Annotated in this window: 25 protein-coding genes; 8 read left to right on the top strand and 17 right to left on the bottom strand. The window is 41.7% G+C overall.

Going from position 1 to position 21,701, the window contains the following annotated elements:
- Positions 1-786 precede the first annotated feature (786 nt).
- From VA597_RS04465 to VA597_RS04395, 15 genes are all read right to left on the bottom strand, one after another.
- Positions 787-1,479 (bottom strand): hypothetical protein, encoded by a 693-nt coding sequence (locus tag VA597_RS04465; protein WP_326975314.1) that lies wholly within the window; start codon positions 1,477-1,479, stop codon positions 787-789.
- Complete coding sequence (locus tag VA597_RS04460) at positions 1,476-2,123, bottom strand: ABC transporter ATP-binding protein (protein WP_326975313.1); 648 nt, start codon at positions 2,121-2,123, stop codon at positions 1,476-1,478. Before VA597_RS04460 ends, VA597_RS04465 begins: the two co-directional genes overlap by 4 nt.
- Entirely contained in the window at positions 2,124-2,936 is an 813-nt protein-coding gene (locus VA597_RS04455; protein ID WP_326975312.1) for a hypothetical protein, read from the bottom strand.
- Positions 2,933-3,622, bottom strand: coding sequence for a hypothetical protein (locus tag VA597_RS04450; RefSeq protein ID WP_326975311.1), 690 nt, complete (start codon positions 3,620-3,622; stop codon positions 2,933-2,935). Before VA597_RS04450 ends, VA597_RS04455 begins: the two co-directional genes overlap by 4 nt.
- Positions 3,616-4,488, bottom strand: coding sequence for a hypothetical protein (locus VA597_RS04445; protein ID WP_326975310.1), 873 nt, complete (start codon positions 4,486-4,488; stop codon positions 3,616-3,618). The genes VA597_RS04450 and VA597_RS04445 overlap by 7 nt, the downstream gene beginning before the upstream one ends.
- A 160-nt stretch (positions 4,489-4,648) precedes the next feature.
- Positions 4,649-5,071 (bottom strand): hypothetical protein, encoded by a 423-nt coding sequence (locus VA597_RS04440; RefSeq protein WP_326975309.1) that lies wholly within the window; start codon positions 5,069-5,071, stop codon positions 4,649-4,651.
- Positions 5,072-5,592: 521 nt separating this feature from the next.
- Positions 5,593-6,276: a C39 family peptidase gene (locus tag VA597_RS04435; protein ID WP_326975658.1), complete on the bottom strand. Its 684-nt coding sequence runs from the start codon at positions 6,274-6,276 to the stop codon at positions 5,593-5,595.
- Between the two features lie 102 nt (positions 6,277-6,378).
- Positions 6,379-7,023: an ATP-binding cassette domain-containing protein gene (locus VA597_RS04430; RefSeq protein WP_326975308.1), complete on the bottom strand. Its 645-nt coding sequence runs from the start codon at positions 7,021-7,023 to the stop codon at positions 6,379-6,381.
- A gap of 14 nt (positions 7,024-7,037) precedes the next feature.
- The gene (locus VA597_RS04425) at positions 7,038-7,889 is read right to left on the bottom strand and encodes a hypothetical protein (RefSeq protein WP_326975307.1); all 852 of its coding nucleotides are present in this window, start codon (positions 7,887-7,889) and stop codon (positions 7,038-7,040) included.
- Positions 7,876-8,685 (bottom strand): hypothetical protein, encoded by an 810-nt coding sequence (locus VA597_RS04420; RefSeq protein WP_326975306.1) that lies wholly within the window; start codon positions 8,683-8,685, stop codon positions 7,876-7,878. Before VA597_RS04420 ends, VA597_RS04425 begins: the two co-directional genes overlap by 14 nt.
- Before the next feature lie 11 nt (positions 8,686-8,696).
- Entirely contained in the window at positions 8,697-9,863 is a 1,167-nt protein-coding gene (locus VA597_RS04415) for a hypothetical protein (RefSeq protein ID WP_326975305.1), read from the bottom strand.
- A 77-nt stretch (positions 9,864-9,940) separates the two neighbouring features.
- Positions 9,941-10,732 (bottom strand): M15 family metallopeptidase, encoded by a 792-nt coding sequence (locus tag VA597_RS04410; RefSeq protein ID WP_326975304.1) that lies wholly within the window; start codon positions 10,730-10,732, stop codon positions 9,941-9,943.
- A 166-nt stretch (positions 10,733-10,898) separates the two neighbouring features.
- On the bottom strand, positions 10,899-11,630 hold the full coding sequence (locus tag VA597_RS04405) for a hypothetical protein (protein WP_326975303.1): 732 nt from the start codon (positions 11,628-11,630) through the stop codon (positions 10,899-10,901).
- The gene (locus tag VA597_RS04400) at positions 11,630-13,042 is read right to left on the bottom strand and encodes a HAMP domain-containing sensor histidine kinase (protein ID WP_326975302.1); all 1,413 of its coding nucleotides are present in this window, start codon (positions 13,040-13,042) and stop codon (positions 11,630-11,632) included. The genes VA597_RS04405 and VA597_RS04400 overlap by 1 nt, the downstream gene beginning before the upstream one ends.
- Position 13,043: 1 nt before the next feature.
- Complete coding sequence (locus tag VA597_RS04395) at positions 13,044-13,697, bottom strand: response regulator transcription factor (protein WP_326975657.1); 654 nt, start codon at positions 13,695-13,697, stop codon at positions 13,044-13,046.
- 403 nt (positions 13,698-14,100) lie between these two features.
- Between VA597_RS04395 and VA597_RS04390 the strand changes: the two genes are divergently transcribed.
- Positions 14,101-14,421 carry a helix-turn-helix domain-containing protein gene (locus tag VA597_RS04390; RefSeq protein ID WP_326975301.1) on the top strand — a complete coding sequence of 107 codons (321 nt, stop codon included), beginning with the start codon at positions 14,101-14,103 and terminating at the stop codon, positions 14,419-14,421.
- A gap of 185 nt (positions 14,422-14,606) precedes the next feature.
- Entirely contained in the window at positions 14,607-14,777 is a 171-nt protein-coding gene (locus VA597_RS04385) for a hypothetical protein (RefSeq protein WP_326975300.1), read from the top strand.
- A gap of 471 nt (positions 14,778-15,248) precedes the next feature.
- Here the strand turns inward: VA597_RS04385 and istB are convergent, their stop codons facing one another.
- Together istB and istA are read right to left on the bottom strand one after the other, a co-directional pair.
- Positions 15,249-16,031 carry an IS21-like element helper ATPase IstB gene (gene istB, locus VA597_RS04380; RefSeq protein WP_326975299.1) on the bottom strand — a complete coding sequence of 261 codons (783 nt, stop codon included), beginning with the start codon at positions 16,029-16,031 and terminating at the stop codon, positions 15,249-15,251.
- Positions 16,024-17,241, bottom strand: a complete 1,218-nt coding sequence (istA, locus tag VA597_RS04375) for an IS21 family transposase (protein WP_442872789.1) — start codon at positions 17,239-17,241, stop codon at positions 16,024-16,026. Before istA ends, istB begins: the two co-directional genes overlap by 8 nt.
- Here istA and VA597_RS04370 point away from each other — a divergent pair.
- From VA597_RS04370 to VA597_RS04345, 6 genes are all read left to right on the top strand, one after another.
- Positions 17,216-17,827, top strand: coding sequence for an RNA polymerase sigma factor (locus VA597_RS04370; RefSeq protein WP_326975297.1), 612 nt, complete (start codon positions 17,216-17,218; stop codon positions 17,825-17,827). The two genes, istA and VA597_RS04370, sit on opposite strands and share 26 nt — an antisense overlap.
- Positions 17,814-18,551 carry a DUF4367 domain-containing protein gene (locus tag VA597_RS04365; RefSeq protein WP_326975296.1) on the top strand — a complete coding sequence of 246 codons (738 nt, stop codon included), beginning with the start codon at positions 17,814-17,816 and terminating at the stop codon, positions 18,549-18,551. The genes VA597_RS04370 and VA597_RS04365 overlap by 14 nt, the downstream gene beginning before the upstream one ends.
- A gap of 89 nt (positions 18,552-18,640) precedes the next feature.
- Positions 18,641-19,072, top strand: coding sequence for a hypothetical protein (locus tag VA597_RS04360; protein WP_326975295.1), 432 nt, complete (start codon positions 18,641-18,643; stop codon positions 19,070-19,072).
- A gap of 176 nt (positions 19,073-19,248) precedes the next feature.
- Positions 19,249-19,647, top strand: a complete 399-nt coding sequence (locus VA597_RS04355; protein WP_326975294.1) for a hypothetical protein — start codon at positions 19,249-19,251, stop codon at positions 19,645-19,647.
- A 329-nt stretch (positions 19,648-19,976) separates the two neighbouring features.
- The gene (locus tag VA597_RS04350; RefSeq protein WP_326975293.1) at positions 19,977-20,540 is read left to right on the top strand and encodes a sigma-70 family RNA polymerase sigma factor; all 564 of its coding nucleotides are present in this window, start codon (positions 19,977-19,979) and stop codon (positions 20,538-20,540) included.
- Positions 20,527-21,573 (top strand): DUF4179 domain-containing protein, encoded by a 1,047-nt coding sequence (locus VA597_RS04345; protein WP_326975292.1) that lies wholly within the window; start codon positions 20,527-20,529, stop codon positions 21,571-21,573. The genes VA597_RS04350 and VA597_RS04345 overlap by 14 nt, the downstream gene beginning before the upstream one ends.
- The last annotated feature ends 128 nt before the right edge of the window (positions 21,574-21,701 follow it).

The following is a 21,701-nucleotide window of genomic DNA, read 5'->3' as shown; positions in this document are numbered from 1 at the left end:
GACAGAACATTAAATACCAATGCCGACACCTCGTTGGCCAACATAATTGTTTTTCACTTTTAACATATCGTAGCAGATATCCCTCCACTATAATAACAACTAAAGCCTTTGTTTTCTTACAGTTTTTAAGTTAATAATTTCATGGAAAGAAAACATCTAATCTCTTACTATTTTCTGTTGATCTGATTTGCCTTAACTTTTTCATATATTTTGTTCAGTGTAGCAGTTGTTTCTTCGCTGTATGCTCCAGAAGACGTTCGGTGCGTAATTCTGTTCATAAGCATTATGCAAGTGTTGATGATATCGCAGTCTATTTCATTATCTGTTCTGTATATTTCATTGTGGATGATGCGGTCCAGCTCTCTGCAAAGCCATTCCCGAGGAATCTTGGGGTTCCGTGGGTCATTAAGACAGAGCTCCAAGATTGATTTTATTTCCTTATCCGTTAACAATAAAAACACCTCCCTCGTGATTTTATATTTTTCATGATTACCAATACTCCCTAAACAAAGTCAGAAGCCAGGAAGCAACAGCTCCTGGCTTCACAATATAAGTTTGAATCCGGTGTTACTGTCTGCCTTTAGACCGCAGCTTTGCGCCCTCACTTTTTATGGGTATTAAGGTAAGCAAATCCGATTTACAACAGTAATAATCTATTAAAATCAAAGGTATTGAGAAGATAAGAAATTGGCCGAGTCTACCGCTTTTCAAGGGGGCTTTGCATTTTTTTAATAATTTTAAGTATGAGAATTTATCTAAGATAAAAAAGGAAGGTCCTGAACGAATCTATGATGATGTTAGCGGTATTCCAAGCTCCCCCAATACACCACTTTTTAGCTGATAATAAATATCTAACTGCTTTTTATCCTCAACAGGTATATCGTATCCCGCAAGCGAATTCATTGATTCCGGATTTTTGGCCCAACTGAATACTTTGGTTTGTTCTTGGTTGGAAAGGCGATATGCACCCGCTGCTGTCTGTGTAATTGGATAATACTGACTGTTTTCAAAATCAGTCAGTTTTCGCTCGGGATCAAATTGTACCTTTTTTAGTAAAAGAACATATTCACTGTTTTTCTGTAGAGGCAGGTATGCTTTGCTAATGGTGTTCACATAACGTGTATATGTGTACGTATCAACAGCTTCCAGAATATAAAGCTGTTTTCCGTTGAATTCAGAATCACCTTTATAAACCTCTTCAACTGTAACCGGTGAATAAAACCCTTCCCCAGTAACAAAACGATTTCCACTGTATTTTGCCCTTATAATAATGTCAGAGTTCTCTATTAGCTTATCAGGCATTTGATTCACATCTGTTACAGAAAATTCTTGAAAAACCACATCAAATGTATTCCCTGTTTCAAACCCGTAATTGTAAATGCTTTCTCCTGCATTTTGATAAGAAACACGGACAACTCCCGCCAGAACCAGACAGACTAAAGCTAAGACGGCAGGGATGCAATACCAGCGTTTTTTCATTTAGGCGCCTCTCCTTCCTTCAGACGACCATCTGACATTTTATAAAAGCGGCTGCATAGAAGCGTCAGATCCTCCTTGTTATGACTTGCCAGAATGATTGTCGCGCCACGCTCATTTTCTTCACGAACAATTTGCCGTACCAGATCGATCCCGTCGTCATCCAGCGCATTAGTCGGTTCATCTAAAAGAATAAGATCAGGTTTTTCCATAACTGCCTGTGCGATACCCAATCGTCGTTTCATACCCAGTGAGTATTTGTGGTAGGTACGCTTGTCATTGGGATTCAGTCCAACACGCTTAATATTTTCTCGGATATCGTCATCTGTGATTTTGTTTTGAATTGAAGCAAGTGTCTTTAAATTTTCAAATCCGGTATAATAAGGCCAGAATCCTACGTTCTCGATTACTAACCCCATCTTCTGAGGAAAGGAGATATCCTTGCCGAGTTGCTTCCCTAATACGGTTACCGTTCCCTTAGTAGGATAAATCAAGCCAGCAATTGAACGAAGCAGCATGGATTTCCCTGACCCATTCTGTCCGTATAAGCCATAAACTCCACCCTGCTCCAATATTAAATTGATGTCTATTAAAACTTTCTGTTGCTTGAGCACTTTCGTCAGATCATGGATTTCAATAGCATTCATTCAATTCTCCTCCTTTATTAAGTCCATTAGGTCGGCTTTTTCGATTTTGAGATACAGATAGCCGTATAACAGGATCCAGTAAATCAGCAAAACCACAAAGCTTTTCCAAAGCGCGAATCCCGGAACAGGGGCATATGAAGCGAGTGTTTGCCTCACCGCCTGCGGAATCGCCGCATCCGGATGCCAATGCAGTATTTGCCCGACCGGAGGCAATAGGGCAAACAACCATCCATTCCATAAAGCTGTTTGATAAGTGAACATGCCCACAAATAGGGAACCAACAAAAATGCATGCTGTAATAATAAACGCCTGAGAACTGCCCGTATGCAGAGATAAAAGATTCTGCAGGAATGATAGGAGGAACGAGGAAAGCATTGTGCACAGGTATTGCTCCACATAAAACAGAGCACTGCCTTGCGCCTCTAGGCCAGCCGCTCCGGCAAAACAAAACGCAAGCAGAAATATTACTATCCAAAAGAAAGCGATCCACAACAGCAGGCCGAATGTTTGCTGCCTCAACCATGTGCGCTTTGTTCCAATGCGCGGGAAGATATACACATAGCTAACTTTCATATCTTCCAAAAATAAATTCCCGGTTGAAAAGAAAATAAGCAGATTCGAAACAGTGAAAAGTAAGACGGACATTATGTTCACTTGCTCCCAAGGGCCAATAACATCGAATGTCCAGAGAAAGAAGCCTTCCACACTAATGAGAGCCTTCCCATATTGACTGGCCAGCAGCATTAGGAGAATAAAAAGAATAGTAGTGATTAACAGGCGCCATGGAGAACGAAAAAAATGTTTCAGCCTCACAATTTTCCCTCCCTGTTCTTCAAATAATCCCGACTCGAAAAACAAGAAGGAACTAATACCAAAAGTCCCACAGCAATTCCAGACATTATATAAAAAGTGGCCAATCCCATGGACGGGTCCCAGTCCATACCTGCCAAGAAGAAAACTGTATTCCAAGTTGGATGTATTCCCTGAACAATTTTTTCCGACCAAAGTGTTAAGTAACCGGCCAGAAATCCAAAAAGCGAATTTCGCATTGCAGTGGAAACTGTCATAAGAAATAATTCAAAAGTATAAACTGTCAGACACTGCAATAAAAACGATTGTAAAAAAAATACTTTGTTATCAAAATAAAAAAAGAATTCCCACTTCAAGGTATAGCATATCAAAGCAGAAATGTGAAAAGCAGTGACAAATATAATACTATCAAGTAACAAAACAATAGCACATTTTTTCCAAGATTCTCGGAAACTGCCGAAACGCAATATGACTAATTCTTTCTGAAAAAATTGTAAACTTGAAAGTGAATACATCCCAAGTAAGGGGAAAAAGAGAAGTAAGACATATGTGCTGAATGTAAGAATGCGGTAGATTTCCATTCCCCGAAAACCATCCTTAGCCACAATATACGAAGTAAAGAAAAGAATACAAACTGGCCCCCATGTAAAAAAAGAATGAAGTTTTATTCTATAAAACTGCTTTAACATCCCAGTTCATCCTTTGCATAATGAATTTTCCATTCAATGCAGAAAATATCAATTAAAAGAATGCAAGAGGTTTCAACCAGCCACCAAATATAATCGCCACCAATACCAATCCACGCATAACTTGCAATATTATCCTGAAAAGCGCGCGCTAAGCAAATAGGCAGAACCAGCCACAGCAAAATAGGAAGAAGCAGAACTGCAATAAATCTATTTCTTTGAAAGTATAGAGAGAATGAATATGAACACAATGCAGTGATCCCTGCGGTTACGGACATGCAAAACGAAGTTAGAATGTTGAATAGGTAAGGATGGCCGATTTGCAGGAATTTAATCAGTCCCGAAATATGCAGCAATTGAGTTGCATAGTCATCTACTACTAACGTTGATCCCATGTTGCGCATAACAGAGTACGGCATCGCAATGATCAAGGCAACCTGTTGCAGTAAAAGAGGAGCAGCAACAACTAAAAAGCCGGAGAGAAATACGCTAAGACCATTTGCTCGATAGTAGGCTGCCCGTCCCTCACGTGGCAGTAAAATTTTATGGACATCTAAACGATAGTTGTCAAAATGAGCATAGGAATATGCCAACGCAGCCAATAATGGGAGCAGAAAGTAAACATAAATATAGGTGGATATGGCCGCAATTCCCATGCTTCCTTTTTGATCGGACCATCGGAACCAAGTAGCCTGATATCCCCAGTATGACCAAGCTGGACGAACATATATCCAATCCACATGATAGAAGGTCAACAGGCTCAAAAAAAAGGAGCCCAGTAGAACCAGCATTGAAGTCAAAAGAGCAAAATAGAATTCCCTATGCAGGAACATATCCCGCATACTGCGCTTCCATTCTTTTAAGAACACATTATTTCTCCTTACGATTATTTTAAAGATGGTTCATAGTGTGTCCCATTACGCTACAAAAAGCAAATGTGATCACTATGAACCAAATGCCAGAACTACAGATTAAATTTGGTTTAAGCTCTTTTGGGCGAGATAATTTCAACAATCAGCTTCGGATTTATCAGTGAAAATCCACATACCCGTTTGCACCTGCAGAAAATGCGGGATTATCATTTCCTCCAAAGAGTTCAAGGACAGCACCTTTATTATAATGTTGATTAAGTGAGATGTTATGGGTATCCCCTTGTGTCATATAAACTGTATCTGATATCGTGTTATGGTTATCCCAGCGGCGTATTAGGAAGTAGGCTTGGTAGCTGCCAGGCTCAGGTCCAAGATAGTCCAACTGCACAAATGTTGAATCTGTTCCGCTTGTGGAGTCAACGGGCCCATGAGCACAAGTGATACCAGTTCTGAACGCAGGAAAGTTAACAAACCATTGCGTAATTGAATTGGTAGCTGCAAATGCTGGAATTGCACTGGAAACTATTAAAGCTATTGCGCAGCAAATTGCCACCAATTTCTTCGATTTAAACTTTAACATTTTTAAACCTCCTTGATTTTAAGTTATGGCTTACAAGTGAATGGACGGAGAACATGGGATTTTTCACCATATTATAAGATCACCGGATTCACACCTTTCTCAAAATTATTTCAAAGCACGCATGCGTTCACGCTTAGAAACCTACTTGTCTTTTTTCCTTCTACTATATAAACAACTGAGGTATCCATTTTCTTACACTTTTTTAAAACAATTTTCATTTTTTTAATTATTGCATTCTATACCATCTTAATCAGTTCATCCCCGCTGAACGTCGAGTAAACACAAAACTTGTGGTTATCTCTTTATTAATCGCAATCACTTACCGAAAGCTCAGGTCATGCAGGATATACTGTTTTTCAGGTCCGGTAGAATCGTATTTATTCAAGTTCCGTAATTGAATCACGATTTTTCTTCCATCAAAACCTATCTGTGCGTTTATCTTTCATGACTTCAACACAATCCATTTCATGAAATGTATAGTAAAAGATGTCAATATCTTTCTTTCCATCACAGTCATAACTTCAAGAGCTCACCGCGACCGCTTGCTGTCCCAACGTTTGAAACCGGTCCTCTACTATTCCTTTTTTAAAGGCAATCAGACCGTTTGATTCATAAGGATCATTGAAATAGTAACTGTCCTGATCATATCCGACCAGCACGAGGCAGTGCTCGCCTAAAATCCACTGAAAGGTCTCTCCGGTGTTCTCTATGGTCCAGCTTTTCCCCGACTTGGGCTGCTTCATATTGCTTGTCGCCCATATGAGAACCGGAATATCATGATCAATATCGTTATGTATCAGAGATTCCAGATCCGTACCTGTCACATCAACGGCTTTCTTCGTTCCATCGCCTTCAAAAAAAGAATTCATAACTAAGGTTATCACCGGCGCATAGCAACCAAATCCATTGGGTGAATGTGGATCCCCAATAAACGCATCAGAGGGATGAGCTCCGGTCAGCCCATTCTTTGACTGGGTAAGATCAGACCGAGGGGTCCGTGCTACGATTTCGTCCGCTGTTACGTCATAGCCGTAGTACTTTAAAACCATCATGGAACTGACTAATTCGCACCCTGTCGCCAAAGTACCCTGCTGACTGATATATGGTACGTCAATGATCTTCTTTTGAATGCTCTGTTCACTACGTGGTATCGTGATAAGATTTTTTTGAATGGCGTTTATAAATCCGAACGCCGCCGTCAACACCAATCCACAGCCAAGCAATATAAAAAGCCGATTTCTCCTTACTCTTTTTCTGTATCTGCGTCTTCTGTACTCTGCCAAAATACGCCTTTCTTTATTGAAAAATCATCTAACCGTTTGCATCACACCGGCATCCATCTCATGAACGGTATCGCACAGAACGTCAATATCTTCGGCGCTGTGGCTGGCAATCAGAATAGTTTTTCCCTCATCCCGCAGATTCAACAGCAACTTACGAACATCCTCCACGCCGTGGTTGTCAAGCCCGTTCATTGGCTCATCCAAAATAAGAATACTCGGATCTTCCATGATCGCCTGCGCGATGCCGAGACGCTGCCTCATTCCCAAAGAATACTTGCCGACACGTTTTTTGCTGACAGGATCTAATCCAACACGCCTGATAGCCTCCTGAATCTTCTTTTTGCTAATCTGATTTTTAATCATAGCCAGTAAATGCAAATTGTCGTATGCGTTGTAATTAGGTAGAAAGCCCGGCGCTTCAATAATGATCCCCATACTTTCCGGGACATCGATATCTTTCCCAACGACTTTATGATCTATGGAGATTAGTCCAGAGGATGGTCTTACAAAGCCGCAAATACATTTTAGCAACATGGTTTTTCCTGACCCATTACGGCCGATCAGGCCATGAATTTTACCCCGGCTAAAAGATACCGATATGTTTTTCAGAACCTTCGCCTCTTGAAAGGATTTGCTTACGTTATTAATTTCGATGAAATTGTCTTCCATTATTACACCTTCTCTTAAATAGGCGGCATAACTTCAATTGCCTGTTTCTTGCTTTTAACAATCACAGTTATGCCAAGGAATAGAATTAAAACAGTGTACATTGTAAGGACATATTGAATATTCGGCGTCGCTACTTTTTCGCCGATGTTGATATTATCCAGCATTGCCCAGGATATAGGGGAAAACCAAACCAGCTTTGCCTGGCTCCTTACTGCCGTATCAAAAAATACAAAAAAGGCCCCGCATAGAATCCCTAAAAATTTATTTTCGAATATAATGTTGAAAGTGTAGATCAGCAATCCCAAGAATATTCCTGCCAGCCAGGATAATAAAAAGGAAAACCACATGGCCTGCAGGGGAGTGAAAAAGGTAACGATTTTGCTGCTAACCGCGATTTTATAGCTTACCATATCACCTACATTCACAGTCCCCAAAGTGCCTAAGACCTTTCCCCAATCCGTGTTCCATTCAATGTGATTGATATTCAACAGAATGCTGATTGCAATTATGAATATGTAATAAAATGCGGAGGAAGTGATAATGTAGAATATCTGTCCAAGACTCCAGGAAAGGCGGCCACTCCGCATGATAACGTAGGGCTGTTCTTCATCAAGAAACGGTGCGTCGCAAAATAAAAGGAGTATTCCAAGAAATAAAATGTATTTCATATATTTTTGTCCATACAAAAAAGGGAATAACCAAGGGGAGACATTGTACTGTACTGATTCTGCAAAATAGATGATCTCTTTGGTATAACTATTGACAAAAATCGCTAATAAAATCAGCAGAACCCAAACGCGGTAATTGGTTGCCCATTTTCGGTAATTTTGTGTGCATACACAAAACACTTTTCTAAAGCATTTCACTTGAAACCCTCCTTTGCACATTTTTTGTAAATAATCGCCCCGCCAGCGCAGATAAAACGCCAAAGAACAAGATTGTATACACAACTGTTATTACTACGCCCTGACCCAACACATCATAACTGTAGGCAAGCATCCTGAAATTCATAAAATTGGGTAAATATTCACCAAACTCACCTAAGAGATAATAAGCGATAAATGGCGAAGCAACCGCAACAAAATGATTAGGAATATAGGAAGTAACACACAATCCGACAATTCCCCAAAAAGCACATGCAATGCTTAAAATAAAAATTTTAACTATAAAATACAGGATTGGGAAATCACCATTGATCAGGTAATCATACGGCTTATTCAGTACCAAGCTGCTGCTGAAAGAACCTTCCTGATGAAGCGGGATTCTCAGACTCAATAGAAAGACAAAAAGCAGTAATCCGATAAATACCGTGAGGAAAGTACTGATCAGGCAGGAAAAAATTTTAGAATGCGAATACTTCCGGGCTCCGCAGCGAATAACAACGGGACGGATAAACTGATGATTCCAATCGCTGCAAAAATTCCCTACACAGGCTAAAGCCGCTGCGATTAAAATCATATTTTTAAATTCGCCAAGCCCCATTAAAATAGTGAAGATATAGGTCACATCAATATTATGATTTCCCTGAGAGAAAACCTGACTAATATCCGTCCAGTTACAGGAGAAGCAAAGCACAGTGACCAAAACAATTGAAAAATAGAACCATGCGGAGGTTACAACCCTATAAAGATCCATCCGTAAAACGTTACTTTTTATATTCATATGGACGCTCCTTACTGGACTTCCTGCCCTGTAGTCGCGTTCACGATTACCGTTTTTGTTTGCAGAGATTCTTGTTTCCCCTTTGCATCGGAGGTCTGCTTCGTACTTTGGACGGAAATCGCCCATACAGGGGAAAGTGCAAAGGAATGGTTCTCGCTGCTTTCGTCACAGGGATAGTAACACAGAGAAATATTTGTTATTTTTACATCATTTGCTAAAATCGTGTTTCTATATTTTTTCTGAACTGCATCCAGTGCCTGATTGGGAGAAACGATAGATGCATTCTCCTGAGTGACCGATTTTACGTCTAAAATACCATATGCCTGTAGCATGACTAAACCATTTTTATTCACTAACGCATGGACCCGTGCGCCCTTTAGTGGAACACCATTTCGACTCGATGTTATATTGTCATTAAAATAAAGGGGGATTCCGTTGTTCTGACAATGGTAAACAAATAAATAAGCATCATCGGAAGCATCAAAGTCATGTTTTAATTTTGTTTTTTGGGTCTTGTCCATACTCTTATATTCTTCATTTGTCATGAATTTTGCTGCTTGTTCATTGAGAGACTCCGCATCTAAAGTATAAATCTGCAAAGAATCTGTTTCTACAGGGAGGGCCAATGCATCAATTGCTGTCTTTACTTTCTCTGTTGCAGCTGCTTCGTCAAGAGAGGGAAGCTTTTTATGGGGATAAACATCGCTCATATTCTCCAAAAAATAATCGTTGGCCCCAGTAATGAAGGTAGAATAGCCATCATATTCTGGCTTTTGAAAATAAAAAAAATCTTTGGAAAGGTAAAGCTTTGATTGCTTCTGAGAAATAAACAAAGTATCATCTTCCCCATAGATATCATTTAAGAATGTCTTTTGATCTGCAATTTGTTCATCAGACGGCAATAATGTTTGAATGAGCAAATCCTTATCAAATTTCTTATACTCAGCGTGATAAACCGAGTATGTCTTACCCGCAACATAATTCACATCGGCATCAACGGTTAAATTGGTATCCAGCTCTTTTGTAATGTGGGAGGGAATCGACTGGTCCCCTGAAATGCTGGACGTTTGACCGGTAGAAGAAACCTCCTTGTCGGAATTTATGGATGGAAAGCATCCCGACAGAGATAAAAGGCACAGAGATAGTAATAAGACAGTCATAAAAATCTTTCTTTTCATTTAATTTCTCCTCATTTCAAAAAAATTTGCTATTAGAAAGTTGCTCTTTAAGTTCGAAGCCGCAAAATAGGTTCAATTCACCGGCGACCTAAATACTCTTCAAGACAAATTCCCTCTTCCATAATTTTTTTTGCCGCTTCTTTTCCTACATAACGATAATGCCATGGTTCAAAGATAACACCGGTAATGTCTGACTTCTCCGGCGGATATCGTAAAATAAAACCATACTTGCTGCAATTCTCTTTTAGCCATTTTGCCTCTGGTGTTTCCGCCTGACCATCATCAAGCATTTGATAGTCCCTTGAAACGATGTCTGCTGCCAGTCCTAAATTGTGCTCGCTGGTTCCTGGATAGGCCACCTCTGTCTTTGCCTTCACACTGGCCTCTTCCACGTCGAAGCCCTGTCCTTTCCATTTCTCCACTTCATCATTGTATAAATTCGTCTGTTTTGCTATGGTTCGATACGCTGAGCATATAATAGGTGATAAACCTTCGGCCTTTGCAGCATCCAACATATCCTCCAAGGATTGAGCCGCTCTTGCATCAAACTGATAACCATCTCCGACTTCCTGTAAAGGCGGCTGATATTCTTGAGCTAGAGGATGAGTTCCGTTCACTAAGGTCAGTTCCCATTGTTCTTCGCTTTTTTGTTGTTCCTCCTGAGGCGGTTCCTGTATTCTATTTCCAACAGAGACATCACTTACAGACGTTTTCTTGTCTATTCCAAATACATCAATGCCATTGATTCTGGTGAACAGAAACCCCGCCAATAACAACAAAAGACCTAAGCATACAAGTGGAAGGGCATTTCTCTTTTTTCTTCTCATAAACAGTACCTTTAATGTTCCTTTTTTGACATTATATTTCATCTAACTAAAGATTTTAGAAGAAGTATATCAGGCATTTGCATCAAAACTGCATAATTTTAGAGGATAGACACATAATTTAGAAAAAAATTAGGGCTGCCGAAATTCATAATCGGCAGCCCTATTTATACAGATTCAAAATGGAAGTTTCATTACCAATTTAAATTCTTCAGTTTATAAGATTGGAGGGTCCAAAATTACATCCACTTGTTTCCATATGGATTGGATACTCAACCGTGGAATTATCTAACTGATATAATGCACTGATATCAAGGGTCATGTCCTGTCCCCCAATTTTTGCATCATATTTTGATTCTTTTTCCGATTGCAGGGTGAGCCCCAAATACGAACCCCATGCTGAAGCAATATCATGCGCACTTTCTTTTATTTGCATCTGATCCTTCGCCTTAAAAGTAAACATCAGTATTTTACCTGTGTCATCGTCTAAAGCTAAAATTCCGCTGCCCTGGTTGCTCGTATAGAGTACAGACCAGATGGTCATGCTCTGAGAGGGGTTGTTCCGGTTCTGATATAAGGATACGTCCGGCTTGTAAAATTGGGTATCCTTATCGAACACGATCGAGGGGGGCAGGTTTCGTTCCTGCAACTGCTTGATCTCTTTCATACAGGCAGGAATTACAGTTTCCTCACTGAATTTTTCTCCACCGGCACCTTCCAATCGGACGACGCTGTCCGAGTTGCCTTTTAATAATAGAAGCTTTTCAAGAATCGATATCTGACGCTTATATCCTGTTTCATTTTTTTCCAGTTCCTCAAATTTGGATTGCCCGATAATCTGATTATCCATAAAATTTGAAAGCATCTGTGGAAGAAAAACGCTTGCCCCCACAATTATTATAGTTGCAAGGCCAACAAACATGTAATTTGCTTTTATTTTCATTATTGGCCTCCCTTTAAGAATACATATACTGTTGTTCCGACATTTGGAGTGCTCTCGAAAGCCATACGCCCATTATGAAGCTTGACAATCCTGGCACAAATCGCGAGCCCCAGCCCGGCGCCACCATTCGCTCTGGCCCTTGACTTGTCCACCATATAAAATTCCTCTGTGATCTTGGGCAATTCCGCTTTAGGAATTCCCTTTCCCGTATCCTTAACCGTAATCACATAGCCGTCTTTCAGCCGGTTCCCCGACAATGTGATTGTCCCTTTTCCAGTGATCGCCTTTTTGGCATTATCCAGCAAATTTATGATCATTGTTTTTATCAGATCGGGTTCAACCATGATTTCAGCCTCGTCCGCTGCTATTTCAAATGTAATTGGAGTCCCTTCTAAGATCGGAAACATGACGCCTCTTATCTCATTAAATAGACGGGAAGTCCTGATCTTTTTTAGAGTGAATTCCTGATTTTGTATCACGATCAGATCCATTAGTTTTAATGAAAGGGTTTCCAGGCGTTTCCCTTCCTGAAAAATATAATTGGCCGCGGTCAAATTATCCTCCTGAGACATTTTTCTGGAACGCAGCATATCTGCGTAGCCGATAATGGAAGTCAACGGCGTTTTAAGTTCATGGGCAAAACTTCCGATAAAATCCTCCTGTTTTCTTGCAGCATCTTCAAGAGCATAAATCTTCTTTTCCAGATTTTCTGCCATGCTATTAAAATCTGACGCCAGTTTACCGATTTCATCTTTACTGTTGATGTTGACACGGTTATCATATTTTCCATTCGCTATTTTACGAGTTGCGTTCGATAGCATCTTAATGGGATGGGCAATCCACATGGATATGGAATAAAGGAAAATTCCATCCATAAGCATCAGCAGAAGCATTAATCTTTGATATACGCCATATTGTTCCTGCTGCTCATCAAACAAAGAAGTGATATCCCGAAAGCTCTCCAGATAAACAATCCCTGAGCCAACTTTGGCTGTGCAAGCAGTCTGGATGAAAGCCCGGCCGGACTCTCTTAGAATGGCGTACCCCCTGTTTTTCTCGGTAACCCCATTCAAAAGGTTTTTATCGTTTGGCAGTGTGCCACTCTCATAAATCGAACGATGGTCCGAACTACTGACCCTGATGTACTGACTACCGGCATCTGTATTGTCGTCAATGGATTCCGCAATGCTCGCTATCAAGTCATTTTGTATATCCGCTCCATTTCCGCCCGGGATCGTAGTTGCAGCCGTTTCAAAGGAATATCGGAGCATCTTATTTTCATCTCTGGCAATAGTTATTTCCCGCTCCAAGGAGGAATGAAACATAGAGGATATTAAAACATACCCTCCAATGCTGAAAGTAATCGAAAATATAATTATAGTACTAAAAAACACCTTCCAGGAAATTTTCATTCTATACCTCCAGTCGATACCCAACCTTATAAACAGCGATAATTTTATCTTCCCATCCGATCTTCTTGCGTAGCCGCTGAACATGAAGGTCCACGGTCCTGCTGTCGCCCATCGAATCATTTTCCCATATTTTTTCGTAAATGGTTTCCCGAAACAATGCGATGTTCTTATTCTGAACGAACAAAAGCAAAAGTTCATATTCCTTTTTTGTCAGATTAACGGCAATTCCATCCTTCAAAACTGTGCGAGACATTATGTCTATTGTGAGCCCATCAATATTGATTACATGCTGATTCTGATGGTACCTTCTTAACACAGACTCCACTCTTGCTAATAATTCGATAATTTCAAAAGGTTTTGTAAGATAATCATCAGCTCCAAGCTTCAGGCCTTTCACCCGGTCCGAAACCGACGACTTTGCAGTAAGAAAAATGACCGGAATACTAAGCGGCCGGATATAGTCCATCAATTCATAACCGTCAACTTCAGGCAGCATAATATCGAGAAGGATTAAATCAAAGCTTTCCCGCTCAATCCTATCGGCTGCATTCATGCCATTATATTCGCACACACATAAATATCCGGCCTGGGTAAGGCTCATATTGATTAAGTCCGAAATTGGTTTTTCGTCTTCAACAATTAAAATTTTGGCCATCGCAGCGTCACCTCTTTTTTCAAAATACACCATAGTTGCATCATTTTTGCATCACTTTATTGAGTTCTTCACGAACTAGCGAAAGAAAAACGTTGCTTCGAACGGATAAGCAGGAAAGAGCAATTGGAGTGGATGCAGCGCCTGATCCCTCATAATTAAAAAAATTAAATATATTGTATCAACACATCTCGGATATATTGTTGAATATATTCATTAAATTGGGTGGAATAAGTTTCCATTTTATATTATGGATTTTACATTCGTGCTTATCAATTCAAAAATTAATTGTTTTAACACAATATTCTTACAATATAATACAACATTATCTTGTTACTTACAACATTCGATCCTTTTTTGAAATACAACCGGTGCTTGTTAAAATAAATATAATAGAGGTGATTAAATGGATAAATTGAAAAAAATTCGAGAGGAAGCTGGATTGAGTCAGCAAAAACTGGCAGAGGCTCTCGGCCTGTCACAGCAAAGCATACATAGTTATGAAAATGGTGCTTATGAGCCGGATATCTCTACTTTAAAAATGATTGCGGATTTTTTTGATACTTCGGTCGATTATTTGATTGGGCATACTGAGATTCGCCATAAGATTGAAAAATTAGATAAATATGACTTAAATGCACAAGAATCAGAGCTTATTACAAAATACAGATTACTCCCTAAAAAACTTCGTAGGAGCTTACAACTCATAGTAGATAGCTATTTGTAGGAGTTTTGCGAAGGAATTTGACTTTCAGTATGAATAAGATTTCAAATTACACGGTTTCAGACCACTGGCTTTGATTCTTTCATTAAAAATCTAAAACTGTTCCAACAATTTGCATTCTCTGAACGTTATATTGATAGGGGTAAAAGGGATCCCATAGCCCCTGAAATAAACAAAGGAGAATTACTATGAATGAAATTGAGATTTTAAATCAAATTAAATCTGCAGCTGAGGCTGAAACTCCGGAGATACTCGAAAATATTCTGCTTGCGATTAAGAATTGTAAAAAGGAATCAAATACAAAAAGAGAGCACCTTTCTCACATTCGGAAAATTGATTACAAAAATTTCCACACTTGAAACCGCTACTTGGTAGGGGCAAATTCATTATTTCTATGTTTCTACTGGGACGGGTCATCTTCTTCGCTATATACAAAAAAACTATTATAATGAACTCTTCTAAGGACGCATTAAGTGTGGGGGCCATTGTGGGGTCCCCACACTTTTTATATTAATAAGTAAAAATTTATAAGGAGGTAATTACAACAATCTTCAAGAACGGGGATGAAGAACTATAAAAAGGTCCAAGCGAATTAGACGTTTGGAAAACCAAAAGACACATATTTCATGATATTAATGAATGAAACACTGTCAGTCCAGAAAGCGAGGGAGAGCATATGTTATTCTTTGTGCAATCAATCCGAGATGAATCGGACTTTAGCCTTGTAGAAGAAATTTACAAAAATTACAACAATACTGTCAACGCCGGGATTTTTTTGACCCAAAACGCCGGCCGGAAATGACCCGCATCGCCGGTTATACGAGCGCCGGTCACCCTACCGCCGGAATATCCGCCGGCGGAACTGTCTGAACGCCGGTCTTGAGCCGATCTTTCAGCCGGTAGGTCTGCCCGCGAATATTAATCACATGAGCGTGATGCAGCAGCCTGTCGAGCAGGGCCGTGGCAATCACGGTATCGCTGAGCAGCTCGCCCCAGTCGCTGAAATACTTGTTGCTGGTCAGGATAATGCTGCCGTGCTCGTAACGTTCGGACACCAACCGGAAGAAAAGCTCCGCCTCCTGCCGGTTCAGCTGCATGTATCCGACCTCGTCGATCACGAGGATGGCCGGGCGCAGATAGACACGCCAGCGCCTCTCCAGCCGGTTCTGCTCCAATGCCCGTTTGAGATCTTCTATCAGGCGTGCCAGACTGGTGTAGTAAACTGTCAGACCGGCTTTCAGGGCTTTCATGGAGATACCGACCGCCAAATGGGTTTTGCCGACGCCGGGCGGTCCCAACAGGATGATGTTTTCTGCGCGGGCGGCAAAGGCCAGAGTGGCCAGTTCGTCGATCTGCCGTTTGTCGATGGAAGGCTGAAAGTTGAAGTCGAACTCCTCCAGACTTTTTCGGTGTGGGAGACGAGCCAGCTTCGTGCGCATTTCCTCGCCCTTCCGACCACGTTCCTGCTGCTCCGAGGTCAAAAGCTCGTCCAGAAACTGCGCATAGGTGTGTTCCGCGTGCAGCGACCGTTCCATCTGCGCGTCCAGCAGCGTGGCGGCGGTTTCAAGGCCCATATTGCCGAGCAGCTCCCGGGCGTGTTCCAGTTCAACCATGGGAGACACCTCCCAGCAACTGATCATAAACGCTCAGTTCGCGGACCTCCACGGCGCCATCTTTTTTACTGGCGCATGGAAATGGCACGGGGACGCCGTTTCTCTCTGTGAGACCGCTGTACTGCCCCTGCAGGAAAACAACATTGCCGGAACGGTACTGCGCCTTGTGTTTTGCCAGCAGAACCTCGCCATAGTAGATTTCCAAATAGCCGGCGCACAGCCGGACGCGCACTTCCTTGCCGCTGTACTGCCATGGTACGCCGTAACGGACGCCATCGAAACTGACCATCCCGTCGCGCGTCACGATCCGCGTCTCCCAGCGGTATTTGTCCAGCGTTTCCTGCGGTGGAAGTTTCCGCAAGCCTTCCTTTTCCAGTTCCTGCAGCGGGATTTTACCGGTGGTGTGATGGACTTTTTCATCGGCCTGCCGGCACCAACTCAGTACCTGTCGGTTCAGATCCTCCAGATTTTCGAACTGCCTGCCGGGTAGAAAGTTGTCTTTCACATACCGCACCAGCCGTTCTACCTTACCCTTGGTCTGCGGAGAGCGAATGCGGCATACTTTCGGCACGAATCCCAGCTCGGCGGCGAAATCCGCAAAACGCGTATTCCAAATGGGTTTCCCAGCTTCACGACCTGTCACAACCGTTTTCATGTTGTCGGTGAGCACATTCTCCGGCATGCCGCCGAAATAGGAGAATGCGTTGACGATGCACCGTTCCAGACTGCTCAGATCGCACCGGCTGGTAAATTCCGTGTACTTTACGCGGGATTTTCCGAGAATCATCACAAACGCCGGCACCTTGTGAAGCATTCCGCTGCTATCCGTGTAATGGCAGATTCCCCAATCCATCTGCGCCTGTTTGCCGGCTTGCGTTTCATAGCGCCGCACGGCGGGCAGCGCTTTCGCCGGACGGTATGGATGCACATACTCCTTGAGTATCGAAATTCCACCGCTGTAACCGGTGGCCTGTAACCGTTCCAGCAGAACCACGCAGTTGAAGATCCCCTGGTTCATGAGCTCGTGAAGCTGCGGTTTGTACGTGTCCAGCTTGGAGAAACGATCTGCTTCCGGCGGCAAATCCTTGCCATGCTCTATGTATTTGCGGGCGGTGTTCTTAGATATTCCGAGTTCCTTGCCGATGGCGTAGGCGCTTTTCCCGTCCTGTGCTTTTTCCCGTATCATGAGTATTGTTCCACTCCTTAGCATCCGGCCTACCTCCATGGCGTTTCTTTACGCCATGGTAGCCGTTATTCTTGAGTGGGTCAATTCCTCCGGCGTTTTGGGTCAATTATACTCCGGCGATAACAATACTATGATGTACACAGCGAAAAGCATCCTAAAGGATCAATACCGAGCAGAAGATGCGGTAACCCAAGCATATATAAAGATTATTGAAGATCTACAAAATTTTTCTTTCGAAAACTGTAAGAAAACAAAGGCTTTAGTTGTTATAATAGTGAAGAATATTTGCTACAACATGATCAAGGGCGAGAAGAGGGAGAATACCGTACCTCTTGAAGACTTTGAGGATATTACTGCTGAAGCGGAGGATGGTCCACTTGATTTTGCAATTACGGAAGAAAATTATAATTTTCTACTCTCGTGTCTTTCCAAATTGGAAAGCAGCTATCAGGACATCTTATCTCTAAAGTTGTTTTATGAATATACAGATAATGAAATAGCAAAAATGCTTGATATTACTCCAAATAATGTTTATGTTAGGTTTCATAGGGCAAAGAAAGCCCTTATAGAAGAAATTCAGAAAAGGGGAAGCGGCTATGACAAGATCTAAGCTCCACTGTAAACTGTTTAATGATATGCTCAAAGCGGCGGTCGAAGAAAATCTAATGGAGTCATTGGATGCAATCCCCTCCGAAGAAGAATTGAAGAAAGAATATTCATTATCAGAGGAGTTTCATCAAAAGATACTGAAAATTGCGAAAAAACAATCTCGTAAATCTCTTTTTCTACGGAGCTCACGAATTACAAAAAAAGTAGCAGTCTTTGTTGCTATGGGTATCCTTATTTCTTTTGGAAGCCTGTTTAGTGTGGAGGCATCCAGAAATTTCATCTTCAATTCCATTTTGGATTGGAAAGCGGATCATGTGGATATCTATTTTCAGGAAAAGAACAGTAGCAGTTCCGAGGGGCAAGTCTCGAATCTTGGAGGGCATCTTTTCAATCTACAATATTTGCCGGCCGGTTTTACAGAAACCAAGGAAACGGAAATTGGTCCCCGGTACAGAATAACATATCAGAACGAAAAAAATGAATCCATTTTTTTTGATCAGGCTCCATTATCTGAGGAAGGAAAAATGATGGTAGATACTGAACATACTGTCTACAAAGAAATCTCAATCAATGGGCAAAAGGCTTCCCTTTTCACTGCAAGAGCAGCCGGTGATAAGACTTTCGTTCTTTGGCAGAATGATGAAACAAGTCTTATGATCAGTTCAACAATCAGCCAAGATGAACTGATTAAGATGGCAGAAAATGCAGCAATTAAAAAAAATTGAAAATTATTTTAAAAAAAGTGTAAGAAAATGGATACCTCAGTTGTTTATATAGTAGAAGGAAAAAAACAGCTTGAAAGAAGGATGATGTTATGAAAAAGAAAGCAATCTCTCTAATTATGATGCTTGTACTCCTGATTACTTCCGGCGTCCCAGCTTTCGCTTATGAAACCAAGACTAAAAACAGCGCTGATTCGGGTTTTAATATTCTGTTGCTAAATGTCGACGACGCGATAGCTTATTTAAATTTCTCAGGTACTCGTGCAGATTGTGCCGCAATTGTAGACGGGAAAAGCGGCACATCGAAAATCACAGCTACGGCCTATTTGAAAAGAGTAGAAGGCAATACAAAGACTGTTGTTAAATCATGGACAGGCCTCAGCACGACCGATGAATCGTTTTATTTTGACCAGCCGTATTATGTAGCCAGCGGATACACTTATGAGTTCGAACTTGATGCTGCTGTTACCAGAAATGGTGTCACAGAATACATAAGTATTTCAGATACAGATTACTGCGGATAAAAAGTGCAGAGGTTTTCACTAAAATTATGTATGTTTCAAATATGCAGCGCGCGGCGTGTTTTGAAATAAAAAAATTGAGGGAAAGTGAATCCAATGGGTTTGTAATGAGGTGTAAAATTCATCAGTTGAGTTAACGTTCGAATATATGCATCTATTTGACCGAAAGGAGAATAGCCATGAAAAAGAAGATCATTAGCGCATTGGTTTGTGCTATGTTCTTAGTGTCTGCTGCCGTTCCCGCATTTGCGACGACTGGGCAGTTCAGTTTCAGCCTTGATCCGAATGAAAATAGCGGAGTTGCATACTCCTCCAATCAGACCAAGGATGATAACGAAAATCAGGCATATGTAACTCCCACCAGCGGCAATGTTATCAGCAGCGACTTGCTGTACTTTGCGGTTGCAACCTCGGGGCATTCAAGAGTAACGGGTTATGCGGGCGGTTCAGGTGTTCAGTACAATGTAACATATCATCCGCAGTATAATTCTGGCGAAAACGTTCCTGGTCGTATTCTGTGCCTTTTAGGAGATACAGACCGCTATACAGTCAGCGTTGCTGGACGCTGGACACCGTGATCGTAAATCTGTAGCAGCCTAAGTCAAAACAAACGGAAACAAGCCGGTTTGGCCAACCATGGCCAACTGGTTTGTTTCCGTTTGTTAATAAAGAAGGTATTTAACGATAAATACTCTGTTAGCTCCTGTACGGGCTTAATCAATCCACATTCTCTTTCATGCTCCCGTAAGATCAAGTTCATTTCTTAAAGAGGACAAAGTATCGAAAGAAGGTACTTGTCTTCAAGTTGAGGCCGGAAGATTTATCCGGTCTTTTTTTTGTTATTCGTGAGCCTTTTTTCCGTTTTGATTGTCTTATAGAGTGAAGGCCTTTAAACAGCAAGGAGGAAGTGAAAATTTTGGAGGACATTCAGATTATTCTGCTCCTGAGAAGCAAACCCGCCGACGGGCTGTATGAAATTATAAAAAAATACCGCGGTTTTGTTGCCACAGTCACGGGAAGAATCTTGTGCGGCGATGAGCAGGACATCGAAGAATGTATCAATGATACGTTTTTGTCGGTTTGGAAGGCATTCGGCAACGGAAACCACCAGATTGTGAACCTGAAGGGCTATCTTGCCTGCACCGCACGGAATACAGCGATCAACCGTTACCGACAGCTTTCCAAACGAAATGTCATCAATATTTATGACATTGATCTTGCGGATGAAAGTGATATGCTGCTTGAATTTGAAAATAAAAACAATGCCATTGTATTGCAGAAATTGATTGCCGCCATGGATGAACCGGACCGCGAAATCTTTATCCGTAAATATTTTCTTTTTGAAAAGATCAGGAATATTGCGGCAAGGACGGGGCTGGACGAAATCCAGGTGAAAAACCGCCTTTACCGCGGCAGACAAAGGCTGCGCAAACAGCTTGAAGAAAGGAACGATCTCTATGAAACAGTATGACGAGGACTTTTTAAACTACCTTGAAGGGCTGGATACGGAAATGGCCCCGCCTTTGAAAAAAGAAATTGACGATACCTTTCGGGCGGTAATCAAAAGGACGGGACTGAAAAGGAAAATGTCCGGGACGAAGAAGGTCGGGCGGATCCTTCTGATCGCGGCTGCCGTCGCGGTCTGCGGCGCTGTGACTGTTGCTGCCAGTGGATTCAATCTGGGCAACCTGTTCCGGGGATATTTTGAGCGGAGCGACCCGAATGGAGCCAATGGTGCAAAACCGGCGGTCAGCCTGACCGATAGCCAGGTGGAAACACTTAATAAATCCGGTGCGGTTCTGAACCAAAGCGTGACGGACAAGGGCACGACCGTTACCGTGAAGGCGGCGGTAGGAGACAAAAGCGGCGCCTATATCCTGCTGGACGTTGCCGCACCGGAGGGAACGGTGTTGGGCGAAGACAAGTACGAATTTGAAGATATGCCAATTGACTTCAACAATATCGCAGATAACAAAAGCGGTTCCGCCGGCTGGGATATTTCCACACAAAAGGACGACAATCCAAATGATAATAAGAAATCGTTTATCATCCGCATTAGCTGTGCAGGAATTGATTTGCAAAACAGAGAAATTGGGCTCACGTTGAAAAATCTGTCCGTGCCGACCGGAAAGCTAACCCTCCGCTCGATTGCAGAGGGGGAATGGAAGTTTCATTTAAAACTGAATTATAATACGTTTACGAAAAAAGTCGAGATGGATAAAGTGACACATTTTAAAGATAATTATTGCACCATACAAACGGTTGAAATTTCGTCTCTTTCTGTAAATATCATTTATACCAATCCCAAACCATATACCGGTCCGATTCCCGAGTCTCCCGATTTGATAATCCTGTTCAAGGATGGTACGCAAAAAAAGATTCTCCCAGGGCCCGGAACCGGAAGCAAAGAAAACTCTACTATGACTTATCAATTTAGTACGCCGCTGGATTTTGATAAGATCGAAAAAATCACGGTGGGTGATGTGGAAATTCCCGTAAAATAATACAAGTACATTTTGTAATATAACCGAAAGGGAGGGCTTCCGTTTGCTAATCAGACGGAAGCCCCTTTACCATCAACGATTTCCGATAGTTCCGACATTTAATACAAACGGTGGAAGATTTTAACTGC

This window comes from Caproicibacter sp. BJN0012 (assembly GCF_035986805.1).
Classification (GTDB): Bacteria; Bacillota; Clostridia; order Oscillospirales; family Acutalibacteraceae; genus Caproicibacter.
The sequence above is the reverse complement of the archived record's forward strand: the minus strand, read 5'-3'. Positions and strand labels throughout refer to the sequence as shown.